General features: G+C 41.3%; 12 protein-coding genes, 1 pseudogene and 1 riboswitch. Of the genes and pseudogenes, 4 read left to right on the forward strand and 9 right to left on the reverse strand.

Going from position 1 to position 14,476, the window contains the following annotated elements:
• Positions 1–386: 386 nt before the first annotated feature.
• From ACRWQM_RS15305 to ACRWQM_RS15315, 3 genes are all read right to left on the reverse strand, one after another.
• Entirely contained in the window at positions 387–1,511 is a 1,125-nt protein-coding gene (locus ACRWQM_RS15305) for a succinylglutamate desuccinylase/aspartoacylase family protein (protein WP_434930537.1), read from the reverse strand.
• Positions 1,512–1,514: 3 nt separating this feature from the next.
• Positions 1,515–2,873, reverse strand: coding sequence for a lysine-sensitive aspartokinase 3 (lysC, locus tag ACRWQM_RS15310; RefSeq protein WP_434928220.1), 1,359 nt, complete (start codon positions 2,871–2,873; stop codon positions 1,515–1,517).
• A gap of 79 nt (positions 2,874–2,952) precedes the next feature.
• Positions 2,953–3,128: riboswitch (Lysine riboswitch) on the reverse strand.
• A gap of 308 nt (positions 3,129–3,436) precedes the next feature.
• Complete coding sequence (locus ACRWQM_RS15315) at positions 3,437–3,868, reverse strand: DUF3293 domain-containing protein (protein WP_434930538.1); 432 nt, start codon at positions 3,866–3,868, stop codon at positions 3,437–3,439.
• Between the two features lie 618 nt (positions 3,869–4,486).
• On the opposite strand from ACRWQM_RS15315, the gene arcA reads away from it, so the two are divergent.
• From arcA to ACRWQM_RS15330, 3 genes are all read left to right on the forward strand, one after another.
• Positions 4,487–5,203: a two-component system response regulator ArcA gene (gene arcA / locus ACRWQM_RS15320; RefSeq protein ID WP_434928217.1), complete on the forward strand. Its 717-nt coding sequence runs from the start codon at positions 4,487–4,489 to the stop codon at positions 5,201–5,203.
• 210 nt (positions 5,204–5,413) lie between these two features.
• Positions 5,414–6,340: a D-2-hydroxyacid dehydrogenase gene (locus ACRWQM_RS15325; protein ID WP_434930539.1), complete on the forward strand. Its 927-nt coding sequence runs from the start codon at positions 5,414–5,416 to the stop codon at positions 6,338–6,340.
• A 172-nt stretch (positions 6,341–6,512) separates the two neighbouring features.
• Entirely contained in the window at positions 6,513–6,704 is a 192-nt protein-coding gene (locus tag ACRWQM_RS15330; protein ID WP_226411272.1) for a bacterioferritin-associated ferredoxin, read from the forward strand.
• 136 nt (positions 6,705–6,840) lie between these two features.
• Here the strand turns inward: ACRWQM_RS15330 and ACRWQM_RS15335 are convergent, their stop codons facing one another.
• Positions 6,841–6,972 carry a hypothetical protein gene (locus ACRWQM_RS15335; RefSeq protein WP_434930540.1) on the reverse strand — a complete coding sequence of 44 codons (132 nt, stop codon included), beginning with the start codon at positions 6,970–6,972 and terminating at the stop codon, positions 6,841–6,843.
• 130 nt (positions 6,973–7,102) lie between these two features.
• Between ACRWQM_RS15335 and ACRWQM_RS15340 the strand changes: the two are divergent.
• A pseudogene (locus tag ACRWQM_RS15340) lies at positions 7,103–7,306 on the forward strand (hypothetical protein); the annotation flags it as partial.
• 166 nt (positions 7,307–7,472) lie between these two features.
• Here the strand turns inward: ACRWQM_RS15340 and parC are convergent.
• From parC to cpdA, 5 genes are all read right to left on the reverse strand, one after another.
• Entirely contained in the window at positions 7,473–9,776 is a 2,304-nt protein-coding gene (parC, locus tag ACRWQM_RS15345) for a DNA topoisomerase IV subunit A (protein ID WP_434928211.1), read from the reverse strand.
• Positions 9,769–10,941, reverse strand: coding sequence for a PQQ-dependent sugar dehydrogenase (locus ACRWQM_RS15350; RefSeq protein WP_434928210.1), 1,173 nt, complete (start codon positions 10,939–10,941; stop codon positions 9,769–9,771). The genes parC and ACRWQM_RS15350 overlap by 8 nt, the downstream gene beginning before the upstream one ends.
• 92 nt (positions 10,942–11,033) lie before the next feature.
• Positions 11,034–12,920, reverse strand: a complete 1,887-nt coding sequence (gene parE, locus ACRWQM_RS15355; RefSeq protein WP_434928208.1) for a DNA topoisomerase IV subunit B — start codon at positions 12,918–12,920, stop codon at positions 11,034–11,036.
• Between the two features lie 50 nt (positions 12,921–12,970).
• A complete protein-coding gene (locus ACRWQM_RS15360; RefSeq protein ID WP_434928207.1) occupies positions 12,971–13,546 on the reverse strand; it encodes a YqiA/YcfP family alpha/beta fold hydrolase in 576 nt (191 codons plus the stop codon).
• Between the two features lie 71 nt (positions 13,547–13,617).
• Positions 13,618–14,457, reverse strand: coding sequence for a 3',5'-cyclic-AMP phosphodiesterase (cpdA, locus tag ACRWQM_RS15365; RefSeq protein ID WP_434930541.1), 840 nt, complete (start codon positions 14,455–14,457; stop codon positions 13,618–13,620).
• Between the last annotated feature and the right edge of the window lie 19 nt (positions 14,458–14,476).

Genomic DNA, 14,476 nt, shown 5'->3' on the forward strand with positions numbered 1-14,476 from the left:
AATATGAAGATAAATCTAGTGAATCTTTGAATGATTCATTTGAATTGAGGACATCAAGGCTCTTTACTCCGAGAACCCGTGAGCATGGCATAGATGTCACGATAGCTTTCGTTGGGCCAAGGACGGCCCATCGGAAGCGATAGGGATTTTTGATAATGGCGAAGCAAACTACAAAAACGGCTAAAAGCTGGATCGATCCGCATCGAAAATATGCGTTTTTCAGCATTTTTCGTTTGGGGCACAGGGTGTTCCAAGAGGGAATTGCTGTTGATTTCCTTTTGAACGGTGCAGGATGGAATCCTGCGATGTTGCTTCTCTCTTTTTATAGAATCAAGTCAATTACCACAACTTACCTCGGCCGTTTTGGCCGCAAAACAAAACCAAACTTAAAGCTCGAATACATTAGTCATCACTTTATACAACTCAGTCCCTTGATGCACAGACGCCGAAGCAAAGTGCAAAATCGGCACGCAATTTTTATCTAAACTCAGCGGTGTAACCGCTTTGTCTGAACCGTATAAATCCAACCTCAGCATATTGACTAAAGATTGCCCAGCTGCCAATGGCTCACCGACTGTAGCGCAATACTCAACCATGCCTGATTGCGGTGCATGAAATTTTTTATAATCTTTTAGGTAACAGCCATAACGCGGCATTTCAGCCGGTAACACAGATTCTTTAATCACCCCTCGATGGCTTAAATAAGCCAAAATACCGTTAGCATCGACTAAGGCATCCGCCATATCAATCCGCTCTTGGCTAGCCAGCTCAAGGGTAAACGCTGCTACTGGCACATCAAAATGACGGCCTTTACTCGCTGCATGATCAGTGAGCTGCCACCAAGGACAAAATGCAGCCTCATCCATGGCGCCGCCAAAACTATTCGGAATGATCAAACTGTAGGGAATAGAGAAAAACTTTGCCGAGTCGAGCTCATACTCAGGACAATACAGATGCTTACAAGATTTTGGCCCTGTATGTAAATCAAGCACAATATCGGCTTGATGAGCCAAAGACTGCAAACTCACCGCTAATCGGTGGCCTGTGGTGATGCCCCAAGGCTGTTGTAGCTTGGTGTGACAAGACTCTATTAGCGTTGCCTTAAACGATTTAATCAGCTCATCATTGGGTAAATCTTGATGCTGTTTGTACCAGGCGGCTATGTCGATTTTATGGTCTAAGTACTCACGGTTCCAATTAACACCGGTTATTGGGTCAAATCGGCCTAGGGTAAACTCACCACTTTTTTGATTAATACCCAGCGGGTTGGCTAAAGGGGCACACACAATATCCCCTAAAACCTCAAGCTCTTCTAGCAAGGTCATTAGTTGATAAATTACCGCATTACCTTGCACTTCAGCACCGTGCACGTTGGCTTGAACGTATACGGTCGGTGCGCTGCTGTCGATGCCTTTAAAAGTGAATAAAGGCACTTCAAGGGATTGCCCAGCAGCGAGTTCACCTACATTCAGTGATGTGCGCAATGCTTTAGTCATCATTTGCTTTGTCATAGGTTACTCGAAAAGATTTTGATGTAATGCTTTAACAACGTCTGCAGCTTGAGTTTCATCAATTAATACACATAAGTTATGCGGGCTAGCACCCTGGCATATCATACGGACATTGTATTTTTCTAATACTTGAAATACTCGGCTACAAATACCGGCTGTAGAAGCAATTCTATTACCAATAATCGCCACTAAGGCTAAGTTATCTTCCACTCTTACCCGGCAATGTTGTGATAACTCTTGCAATAACGATTCACTTAATAAGCCCTGACCGCTTGAGTCTGAGCCTGTTTTATCTAATGTTAGCGCCACGTTCACTTCTGAGGTGGTGATCAAATCTACCGAGATTTTATGGCGCGCTAATGTAGCAAAGGTTTCAGCTAAAAAACCCTGGGCGTGAAGCATTTGCAAGCTATGCAGATTTAATAAGGTTTGGTCACGGCGTAATGCCACCGCGCGGTAAACTGGCGTATCTTCTACTTGATGACGGATCCAGGTTCCACCCGCTTCAGGGTCTTTACTTGAACCGACAAACACCTGAATTTTCTGGCGAACAGCTGGAAGTATCGTTGCTGGATGCAATACTTTTGCACCAAAAGTGGCCATTTCAGCGGCTTCATTAAAACTGATTTCAGCAATCGGGCGGGCATTTGGGGCTAAACGTGGGTCTGTGGTATAAATGCCAGCAACATCGGTCCAAATTTCAACCGCATGGGCAGATAAAGCTTCAGCTAATAAAGCGGCTGAATAATCACTACCACCACGACCTAATGTTGTAGTGCGCCCCTGCTCATCGGCCCCAATAAATCCCTGAGTAACAATAATACTGGTGCTTAATAGTGGTTGTAAAAAATCACCCGATAAATGAGCAATTTGTTCAATTTGAGGTTCAGCACGACCAAAATGACTATCGGTACGCAGCACTTGGCGTACATCAAAAGCCTGGGAAGATGTGCCTTTTTCACGGATAACAGCTGAGAACAATACCGACGAACAATGCTCTCCCATAGACAGCAGCTCATCCATCGCTGCTTTACTGCGATCAAGAATTAATGATTCACTTAACACAGACATTCGGCTTAAAAGCTTATCAATTTGCGCAGCTATGTCCTGTGGCTGGCTCAATTCATCAATAATACGATATTGAATTTGGGCAACTTGTTTAAGCAAGCTTAGACGACGTTCGTCGTTGACATTAGCACTGGTAAGTTCAACTAATAAGTTGGTTACACCGCTAGATGCACTGACCACCACTAAACGGGTATTAGGATTGGATAAAACGATATCAGCACAACGGCTCATAGCTGAGAAATCAGCAACAGAGGTTCCGCCAAACTTGGCTACAACTAATTGATTTAACGACATATAATACACTCCGAACTAAACTTCGTTCGAAGAGCCTGGTGCAAAGATAACGCACCCTTAAAGAAGGGAAACAGCAATCACCACCAGAAGCTCTCCACCAAATAACAGGTGACAATCGCTAGGATTCAACCTAAGCGACCGATAAATAAGTTAACCAAATCTTATTGTATCTCGGCGTTAATCTCCCTCGTAAGCTGTCATGGGAATTGGTCTTCCTCAAGCTTACTACCTAGTTAACGCTCCTCTTCTGTGCCTCCCTAAGGAGGGACCAGCAAAATAACAATAAACCTAGGGTTAAGTCAATGCGCAAGATTGCAAGTTGAGTAAAAATAAACAAATGCATTATTTGCAGTAACGTACAATGAGGATTTGGCAGTAAAAAAGCGATTAGATGTGGTTTTGGGTAAGTTATGGGCAGGATAAAGATGACATTGTAAATGCAGAATGCTAATAGTGAGGTAAACGGAGCTTTAATATAAAATCAGTCGTTGGTATTAGCTCATTACACTCATTTGTTAAATTTATTGTCCCAATTAAAAATTAACAAATGAAAATAAAGCGATTTAACAACATTCAGGGAAATCACTGACTAAACGTAAACGTTGATTAAAGGCTCCCATTTGCACCTCACTTTTGTGCTGATCAAAGCAGGCTACAAGCGATAATAAGCCTTGATTAACATAGTAAATTGCATGTTGCTTAAACTCTCTACCTAACTCAATCGCTTGATTTTTATCAATAAAAATAGCCCAACTTTTTTCAACATGTGACAAATCAGGCGCAACACCCATTAAGCAACGGTAAGGGCTTTGATATTGAAGGATTTTCAGTTGCAGTTCACGATCTAATAAGCGGTTTTGGCTCGGAGTAAGTAAGCACCCTAATGGGTTATGAGCAGTAATAATAGCGAAAGAAAAATCAGGTGATAATGACTGGGTTAGCAAAAAGTGCGTTTTTTGATAGTCCTGCCACACAGTATCGATAACATTTTGCATAATAAATTCCACTAGATAAGCCCAAAAGAGTGTAGCAGAAAGGATTTAATAGCGAAAGAAATGTAAATTTCATAGTAATAAAATATACATTTAACTATTTTAAATCAATTAACTAAACATAATCACACTCATTTTTTATACTTAATAAATTATTTTTTTTAACATTTCATTTGTTAACAAATGCAAATAAAGGGTACAATAGCCGTCAGTTACTGATTGATCGTCACAAAAAGCAGCTTTTAAGGCAAATTTTTACGATTAATACTATTAAGCTAAGACTTTACCGCCGTAAAATTACTGTCATATTGTTAGGTGTCTGTTTAAAAATTTCATTTTAGTTATGTCTAAATAGGAACTTTTAACTATCTTTAGGTTCACAGTCTACAGCGGTACGTATTGTTGCCATGATGAAAGGTTTTTTAAGTCTTAGTAAAACTCACTCTAAGCTATTGCTTAAAATAGCAATTAAAAACATTAGAGAATAAGAGAGTGTTTAAATTCAAGGCAGACAATGTTAAACACCAATAATCCAGAATTTCTAACGTATGCAGTTAAGCGTACGTAAACACTAGCCCAATGCTAGATAACAAATTTTATTAATTTTTAGGTAATTTTATTATGCAAAATCCACATATTTTAATTGTTGAAGACGAAGCTGTAACCCGTAATACCCTACGTAGCATATTTGAAGCTGAAGGTTATGTTGTTACTGAAGCTAATGATGGCGCTGAAATGCACAAAGCCATGCTTGAAAATAAAATTAACCTCGTGGTGATGGACATCAACCTACCAGGTAAAAATGGTTTGTTATTAGCGCGCGAACTTCGTGAAATCAACAATATCGGCTTAATTTTCCTAACCGGTCGTGATAACGAAGTTGATAAAATTTTAGGACTAGAAATTGGTGCTGATGATTACATCACTAAGCCATTTAACCCACGCGAATTAACCATTCGTGCGCGTAACTTATTAACTCGTGTAAACAGTGCCGTCACTGAGAGCGAAGAGAAAGGGTCTGTTGAATACTACCGTTTCAATGACTGGAGCTTAGAGATTAATAGCCGCTCATTAGTAAATCCACAGGGTGAATCTTACAAGTTACCACGCAGTGAATTCCGTGCCATGCTTCACTTTGTAGAAAACCCGGGCAAAATACTAACCCGTGCAGATCTACTAATGAAAATGACTGGCCGTGAGCTTAAGCCACATGATCGTACTGTTGATGTCACCATTCGTCGTATTCGTAAGCACTTTGAAAGCTTAGCTGATACGCCTGAAATCATCGCGACCATCCACGGTGAAGGCTATCGTTTTTGTGGTCACTTAGAAGATTAATTATCGACCATCACATATGGGTACGATAAAATAAAACCGAGCCTATACTCGGTTTTTTTATGTCTGAGGTTATTTTTATGGTATGAATTAGACGGGTTGATTTATCCTCCTATTCTGATGATTTAAAGTTTATATAATTTGATTCCGTTATGCCCCATGACTAATATACTGCTATCTACCGTTAACGAACATTAAATGGATTAATCCATCATGGCCAATAAGTTACTGTTACTGACGCGTGAAAATGAAATTTATCGAGAGTTAATAACCCAATCTAACTTACCCGATTTAGTCATCTTAAATAACGAGTCAGACAGTATTATTGAAGCCGATATTTGGTTTGCCGAACCCGCTCTTGCTGCACCATTAATTAGTCAGGCTAAAAATTTACGTTGGCTGCAATCAACCTTCGCTGGCGTAGATAAACTCGTCATGCCAACACTGAGACGTGATTATCTACTGACTAATATTAAAGGTATTTTTGGCCCATTAATGAGTGAGTATCTATTTGGTTATTTACTTGCTCACCAGCGTGAGCACCTTAAGTATAAACAGCAACAGCAGCAAAAAAATTGGTTACCAGGAGGTTATAGAACGCTGCAGGGTCAAAATATACTGCTACTTGGCACAGGCTCAATAGCACAACATATTGCAGCAACAGCGAAGCATTTTGGGATGACAGTAACAGGGATAAATCGATTAGGTACTGCAACCTATGGATTTGATCGGGTCGATAGTATTGATAACTTAGCTCAACACCTCAGTCAAGCCGATGTAGTGGCCAGTATTTTACCTAATACCCCCGACACCGATAATATTCTCAACCAGCAAAACTTAAGCTTACTAAAACCAGAAGCCATCATTTGCAATTTAGGACGTGGCAATGTGCTCGATTTAGATGTACTCACAGGTCAATTAAATCAAACACCAAATCAACAGGCTATTTTGGACGTATTTAGTCAAGAACCCTTGCCTAAAACGCATCCAATTTGGTCATGTGCTAATGCTATTATTACTCCTCATATCGCTGCACCGAGTTTCCCCGAGCAAATTGTTGCGCTATTTAGCAGCAATTATCAGTTATGGCAAAATCAACAACCATTAAATTTTATTGTCGATTTTGATAAAGGCTATTAAAGATCAGTAGCTTAATTTAACTCCTTATATTGCAGACAGTATAAAAACAATAAATGTCGTATTTTTATCCAAAAAGTTATTGCCAATGATAACCGTTTTCATTTAGAATTAGATTCATCCAAGGGAATGACTATATTGATATCCCTTTTTCATCTGAGTTCTAGAGGCTAATATGTACGTTTGTCTTTGTCATGCAATTACAGATAAGCAAATTAAAGAAGCAGTTCGCCAAGGCGATTGCTCGTTAGCTGATGTCAGAAAGCGTTTAGGTGTAGCCGATCAATGTGGCAAATGTGCCAGAATGGCAAGCCAGATTATTAGCACTCAATTAGAGTTCGAGCCAAACTTCTACGAAGTAGCCTAAACCACAAGATTATTTAAAGCCCCTAATTCAATAAAAATGCAGCCAGATGGCTGCATTTTTGTTTATGGGTTTGAGTAGCATTTATTATCCCGAGCTGAGGTTACTTATAATTTATCAGCGCAATATTTTAATACTATTAAAAAAACGGCGATGTTGAATCTTCAGACACTTTTATCATTAACGGCTCATACTGCCAGACCTGATTAATTATATCTGCCGTTAATACTTCACTAGGGCTGCCATCTCCAACAACAATCCCTTGATTCAAAATCACTCATTTAAGTGCTGATAACGCAACTTTATCTAATTGTTGAACGACTAGAAGATTACCTTACTGCAGGCTCAATGTTAGTGGATATAGCCCCATTTGTACCACTTCAAATACCTTGAAAGAAAACGTCACTGAGGCACGTTTTGGCGAGATGGTTGATAATTTAGCAGTGCTAACCGACTTCAATCTATTTAAGCTCAATCCACATCAGGGTTTATATGTTAAAGGGTTTGGTCAGGCATTTAGTTTGTCAGGCGCAGAGCTATTAGATGTAGATTGGAAGCGTGATGGCCACCACGGTAGTGCGGAAAAAATAGTTAAAATCGCCTAATTTTTATACTTGTCTAGAACAAGCATTTTGGCTGAATTTTTTACTCCCTCTCACTGAAAATCATCATTATAAATCAACAAAAAAGCTCACGTTAACAACATGAGCTTTTTTGCATTAAGCATTGTATAGCGAGTCAGTATTTAACTGCTGACTTTGATTTGATGAATTACTCTTCACTGTCCAGCTTATCAATTACGTTATTATCACTGGCAGTACCCATAGCTTCAATTTCAACGCTGTCTACTCGCTGCAAGCCTCTTGGCAGTTTAGCGCCACGTCGGCCACGCTCGCCGCGATAATGCTCTAAATCACTGGCTTTAAGGGTGAGTTTACGCTTACCGGCCCACAGAGTCACTGCTGCCCCACTTGGCACTACGTTTAAGTGCATTAGTAATTCTTCACGATTTTTGGCACGCTCGGTTGGAATACCAATAATTTTATTGCCTTTACCTTTAGATAATTGTGGTAAGGCATCTAAACTGAACATCAGCATACGCCCTTCACTGGTGATGGCTAATAAAGCATCATCAGCACCTTTAGTAATAAGCTTAGGTGTTAGCACCTGCGCATTAGCTGGTAAAGATAACAAAGCTTTACCCGCTTTATTACGGCTGACCATGTCTGAGTATGCACCAATAAAGCCATAACCTGCGTCACTGGCTAATAGGTAACATTGTTCGTCCTCACCCATAATGACATGTCGCATCACAGCGCCAGGCGCCATATTAAAGCGAGTCGTGATCGGTTCGCCCTGGCTTCTAGCCGATGGTAAAGTATGGCTGTCGGTGGCAAATGCACGACCTGATGAGTCGACAAATACTGCCGCTTGATTACTTTTACCTATGGCGCTGCACAAGTAACTGTCACCCGCTTTATAGCTTAAGCTTTGTGGGTCAACATCATGGCCTTTAGCACAACGTACCCAACCTTTATCAGACAATACAACCGTAACAGCTTCTGTAGGAATAAGTTCTTGTTCGGTTAATGCCTTTGATTCTTTGCGTTGAATAATTGGCGAGCGACGATCGTCACCAAATGTTTCACCATCTTGAATTAGCTCTTTTTTCACTAAGGTTTTTAAGCGGCGATCTGAACTTAAAATCAGTTCTAGCTTGTCACGCTCAGCCATTAACTCGTCTTGCTCAGCTTTGATTTTAAATTCTTCTAGCTTGCCAAGGTGACGTAGTTTTAACTCTAAAATGGATTCAGCTTGTTTGTCACTTAAGTTAAAACGAGCCATTAACTCCGCTTTAGGATCATCATGAAAGCGAATAATTTCAATCACTTCATCGATGTTTAAAAACGCGACCATTAAGGCTTCAAGAATATGCAGACGCGCAATCACTTTGTCTAAACGGAATTGTAAACGACGGGTCACCGTAGACACGCGGTACTCTAGCCATTCAGTTAACATGGTCAGCAGGCCTTTCACCTGCGGGCGACCATCAAGTCCAAGCACGTTTAAGTTGATGCGAAAGCTTTTCTCTAAATCCGTTGTAGCAAATAGATGGGTCATTAATTGGTCGCAATCAACTCGATTTGAGCGCGGAACAACGACTAACCTCACAGGATTTTCATGATCAGATTCATCACGTAAATCACTTACCATTGGCAGCTTTTTGGCCTGCATTTGCAAGGCAATTTGCTCTAGAATTTTGCCACTACCCGCCTGATGTGGCAGTGATGTGATGATAATTTCATGATTATCAATACTGTATACCGCGCGCATTTTAATTGAGCCACGACCGGTTTCGTAAATTTTGGCAATATCAGCACTTGGGGTAATAATTTCTGCTTCGGTTGGATAATCTGGCCCAGGGACCAGTTCCATTAAACGTGCTAAATCGGTTTTAGGGTTGTCTAATAACTCGACACAGGCAGAGACTAATTCACGCACATTATGCGGCGGAATATCGGTTGCCATACCGACTGCAATACCGGTGATGCCGTTTAATAAAATATGCGGTAGTCGAGCAGGTAATGTTTTAGGCTCTTTCATGGTGCCGTCAAAGTTAACGCCCCACTCTACCGTGCCTTGGGCTAACTCTGACAATAATACTTCTGAAAACTTAGACAGAGTCGCTTCGGTATAACGCATCGCCGCAAACGATTTAGGATCATCTGGGGCACCCCAGTTACCTTGACCTTTTACTAGCGGATAACGATATGAGAAAGGCTGTGCCATTAATACCATAGCTTCATAACACGCGCTGTCACCATGGGGATGATATTTACCTAACACATCACCGACAGTACGAGCTGACTTTTTAGGCTTAGATTGCGCATTAAGGCCAAGTTCGCTCATGGCATAGATGATACGACGCTGTACTGGCTTTAAACCATCACCAATATGCGGCAATGCACGATCCATGATCACGTACATTGAATAATTTAAATAAGCCTCTTCGGTGAATCGGCGTAATGGCATTTGCTCAACGCCATCTAGGCTTAATTCAATCGCATCACTCATCTGTGCTTTCCTGTATTGGATCAGTGGCTTTATAGAACAAACGGTATATATTGCCCTTTAAGTCATCTGAAATATAAATTGCGCCATCTGGTGCGGTTAGCAAATCAAATGGTCGGGCGACGGGAAACTCTCCGTCTAAAAAGCTCACTACGGTTTCCCGGTGTGCAATAGTTGTTTTCGGCTGGCTGTTATCTAGTGCCAGCATCACTATTTGATAGCCCACTTTACTTGAACGGTTCCATGAACCATTTTCAGCCACAAATAACTGCTGTTGATAACGCTCTGGAAACTGAGTGCCGGTATAAAAATGTAATCCGGTTGGGGCTACATGAGCCGGTAATTCAAAAACAGGTGGAGTAATTTTTAAATTGGTTGGCTTATCATATGCGGGTTCTTTGATATCACTTGCATGTATGTAGGGAAAGCCAAAATGAGTGCCTTTTATGTCCAGTCGATTAATCTCATCGGCGGGTAAATTGTCGCCCATCCAGTTGCGGCCTAAATCCGCAAACCACATTTGGTTAGTGCCAGGTTCCCAATCAAAACCCGTTACACTGCGAATACCTAAGGCAACTTGCTCACTAGCACCGGTTTGCACATTAATGGCTAGCACACTGCCATAGGGAGCTGGTGCTTCACACACATTACAGGGCATACCTAAGGCTACATATAATCGTCCATCTGGGCCAAAACGCATCGCGCGGCTATAGCGTTTCTCTAAGTCAGGTAGATTTGAGTAGACTTCTTTAGCACGTGATGGGCGTCGTAAACGATCTTCAATCTCTTCATATTTGATAATTCTGTCTTCTTCACTGACATAAAGATCGCCTTTATAAAATGCTAGAGCGTCAGGGTTTTCAAGCCCTCTGGCGATAACATATCGTTTATCCACCTGACCATCCTGATCATTATCGACCAATGCGTAAATGGTGCCATTTTTTTGCGAACCAACAAATAAGGTGCCATGTTCACCTAATGCCATTTGTTTAATATCGCCTAAATCAGAGGCATATAAAGACAGGCCAAAACCTTTGGTCACAGTAATCATTACAGATTGAGCGGCATGAACTTGGCTAACAAGCATTGTGCTAAAACCAAATAATGCACAAGCTTTTGCCGCCCATTGCCAATTGAGCTCGAATGATTTCGATTTGATATACAACATGTAATTATTCATTTGCCTCTAATTTTTATTATTGGCGGTCAAAAACCCATTTAATCAATGGTCTCAGTAAACTTTCTCAATAAAGCATCAGCTTATACCTGAGCTAAGTCACCTTTGGTTTCTAACCAACTCTTTCTATCAGATGAACGTTTTTTGGCAAGCAGCATATCCATTAATGCATCAGTGCCATCATCATCACCTATGGTGAGCTGCACTAAGCGACGGGTATTAGGGTCCATGGTTGTTTCGCGTAATTGTAATGGGTTCATTTCACCTAGACCTTTAAATCGAGTGACTTGAACTTTACCTTTTTTCTTTTCAGCGATAATACGATCTAAAATACCGGTTTTTTCTGCTTCATCTAAGGCATAAAAAACTTCTTTACCTAAATCGATACGAAATAGAGGCGGCATGGCAATATACACGTGGCCTTTTTCGACTAACACTCGGTAATGCTTTAAAAACAATGCGCAAAGTAAGGTGGCAATATGTAAACCATCCGAGTCAGCATCGGCTAGAATACAAATTTTACCATAGCGCAATTCATCGATATTAGCGCTATCAGGATCGCAGCCTATCGCGACAGAAATATCATGTACTTCTTGAGAAGCCAATACTTGAGCTGAATCCACTTCCCAGGTATTTAAAATTTTACCCCGCAGCGGCATAATCGCTTGAAACTCACGGTCTCGCGCCTGTTTGGCACTGCCACCAGCAGAGTCACCTTCCACTAAAAATAGCTCGCCGCGCATAGGGTCTTGACCCGAACAGTCGGTTAACTTGCCCGGTAACGCCGGCCCTGAAGTGACTTTTTTACGGGCCACTTTTTTAGCGGCTTTAAGGCGACGCTGGGCGTTGCTAATACATAATTCAGCTAATTGTTCAGCAAGATCGGTATTAGAATTCAGCCATAATGAAAATGCATCACGCACAATACCCGATACAAATGCTGAACTTTGACGGCTAGAAAGTTTCTCTTTCGTTTGCCCGGCAAATTGAGGGTCTTGCATTTTGATTGATACAATAAACGCAGCTTTATCCCAAATATCTTCAGGTGACAGCTTAATACCACGGGGAACTAAATTGCGAAACTCACAGAACTCACGCATCGACTCTAATAGACCTTGTCTAAAGCCGTTAACATGGGTGCCCCCTAATGGGGTAGGAATTAAGTTTACATAACTTTCTGTTAAGCTTTCGCCACCTTCAGGTAGCCAGGTAATAGCCCATTCTGCGGCTTCTAAATCGCCCTTAAAACTGCCGACAAAAGGCTCTTCTGGCAATAAAACCGAATCTTTAACCGCTTCTTTTAAATAATCTGTTAAGCCACTTTCATAAAACCATTCGTGGACTTCACCGTTGTGTTTATTGGTGAATTTAATTCTAAGCCCTGGGCACAATACTGCTTTGGCTCGTAGAATATAAATAAGCTTAGTGGTTGAAAAGTTGGCAGAATCAAAATAGCTACTATCTGGCCAGAAATGAACGCTGGTGCCAGTATTACGACGACCACAAGTCCCTGTTACAGTTAACTCTTCGACTTTGAAGCCATTTTCAAAGGCCATTTCATAGATTTGAGCGTCACGACGAACGGTTATCTGAACCCGCGTAGAAAGAGCATTAACAACAGAAATACCCACTCCGTGTAAACCGCCCGAGAATTGATAGTTCTTATTGGAAAATTTACCACCCGCATGCAGCTTGGTGAGAATAAGCTCAACCCCGGGAATACCCTCTTCAGGGTGAATGTCGACTGGCATACCGCGGCCATCATCGGTCACTTCTAATGAGTTATCAGTGTGTAATGTCACTTCAATTTTTGATGCATGTCCAGCAAGTGCTTCATCGACACTGTTATCGATGACTTCTTGACCTAAATGATTAGGACGAGTTGTATCGGTATACATGCCTGGACGGCGTTTAACCGGATCAAGTCCATTAAGGACTTCAATTGCATCTGATGTATATTGATTAGTCATATTCCACACATTGTTGTTATTCACTCAGCTATAAAGCAGAGTGTTGATTATTAAGGCAGCTGAAGAAATCGACAAATTTTATCAAGCTGTTGCTCGTATCCCACAAAACTGTGGTCGCCATTAGGTTCTAGATGTAATTCACAGCAATGATACTTGTGCACAGCCTGACGATAATCTAACACTTCGTCACCAGTTTGCAACAAAACCAAGAATCTATCGGGGTGGTTAATGACATTTGTATCATATTGCGCTACGGCTATACGATCTTCAGGTAGTACCTGATAATGCTCGTCAATATATGGATTATATTGGGGTCCTAAAAACTCTTCAAATAAATCATACGGTTTTACCGCAGGGTTTACTAATACCGCTTTCCCACCATACTTTTCGGCTAAAAAACTGGCGAAATAGCCACCAAGGGATGAGCCGATAAAACGAAGTGGCTGGCCATTGGCAAATGCTTGTTCGGTTATCTTAGTTAATAATGCCATCGCTTCATGGATTGATGTTGGCACTTGTGGCTGAAAAAATACTAAATCGGGATAATATTGCTTGATATACTTTGCTGTTTTCAGCGCTTTATCTGACTGATTTGAACTATTGAAACCATGTATATAAAGCAGCATATATCCTCACGCAACGGTTAATTAACATTAACGCGCATTCACAAACTTATTGAATAGTGTGTCGAAAGAAGTTAATAACCGCTGGCTTCATTGTCTGGTGTGAAATGATCGCCCGCAACACGATGAACCTCAGTGTGAATGCTACCATCGCAAAGCAGCTCCAGCAAACGATAACCCGGTTGAACGCCATCTAAAGCAAAATGATCGGATAAAGGCTTAAATTGTATACAGGTAGAAGGAGTCGCCATTAATGCGATTGCCCCATGTGGGCCTTGGTGGTGCTGGTTTACTTGCTGATGAACATGCCCCCAGAGTAAACCTTTGACTTGTGGGTATTGACTGACTCTTTGGATAAAGTCGCTGCCATTCGCCATACAGTGTTGATCTAACCAGCCGCATTGCATCAAAATAGGATTATGATGCATGGCCAGTAATACGTGTTTATCTGGCTCAGCATTAATTGCGGCATCAATGATCGAAAACTGCTCTTCCCCCATAAATCCGCCAGGCTTACCACGCACCGTGGAATCCAACATGAGGATTTGCCATTTGCCAGCAATAATCCGTTGCTGACCCAAAATATTGTCACCCTGCATATGTAACGCCATCATACGAGGATCGTCATGATTACCAGGTAAGTAGTGGCATGGTAATTTGGTGGATGATATTTGGCGAACAAAATTATGATAAGAAGTGGCTGAGTAATCCTGGCTAATATCACCAGAGGCGATCACTAAGTCAGCTGTTGCAGAAGAAGCCATGAAAGTATCAATAACCGCTTGCAGGCTATTAGCTGTGTTTACACCTAAAAGCTGAGATTCAGGATCGGCAAAAAGATGCGGATCCGTAACCTGGACCAATCGCACCGATTGATTTTCCTCAAAAGTGTATTTAACAGCTGGTTTCAGCACGTACAATTCCCAAATATAT

The organism is Shewanella sp. HL-SH5 (genome assembly GCF_051163755.1).
GTDB classification, from domain to species: Bacteria; Pseudomonadota; Gammaproteobacteria; order Enterobacterales; family Shewanellaceae; genus Shewanella; species Shewanella glacialimarina.

Excerpts from the sequence above, each read along its gene's own strand:
- ACRWQM_RS15305 (WP_434930537.1), bottom strand. The coding sequence starts at position 1,511 with ATGACAAAGCAAATGATGACTAAAGCATTGCGCACATCACTGAATGTA.
- lysC (WP_434928220.1), bottom strand. The coding sequence starts at position 2,873 with ATGTCGTTAAATCAATTAGTTGTAGCCAAGTTTGGCGGAACCTCTGTT.
- ACRWQM_RS15315 (WP_434930538.1), bottom strand. The coding sequence starts at position 3,868 with ATGCAAAATGTTATCGATACTGTGTGGCAGGACTATCAAAAAACGCAC.
- arcA (WP_434928217.1), top strand. The coding sequence starts at position 4,487 with ATGCAAAATCCACATATTTTAATTGTTGAAGACGAAGCTGTAACCCGT.
- ACRWQM_RS15325 (WP_434930539.1), top strand. The coding sequence starts at position 5,414 with ATGGCCAATAAGTTACTGTTACTGACGCGTGAAAATGAAATTTATCGA.
- ACRWQM_RS15330 (WP_226411272.1), top strand. The coding sequence starts at position 6,513 with ATGTACGTTTGTCTTTGTCATGCAATTACAGATAAGCAAATTAAAGAA.
- parC (WP_434928211.1), bottom strand. The coding sequence starts at position 9,776 with ATGAGTGATGCGATTGAATTAAGCCTAGATGGCGTTGAGCAAATGCCA.
- ACRWQM_RS15350 (WP_434928210.1), bottom strand. The coding sequence starts at position 10,941 with ATGTTGTATATCAAATCGAAATCATTCGAGCTCAATTGGCAATGGGCG.
- parE (WP_434928208.1), bottom strand. The coding sequence starts at position 12,920 with ATGACTAATCAATATACATCAGATGCAATTGAAGTCCTTAATGGACTT.
- ACRWQM_RS15360 (WP_434928207.1), bottom strand. The coding sequence starts at position 13,546 with ATGCTGCTTTATATACATGGTTTCAATAGTTCAAATCAGTCAGATAAA.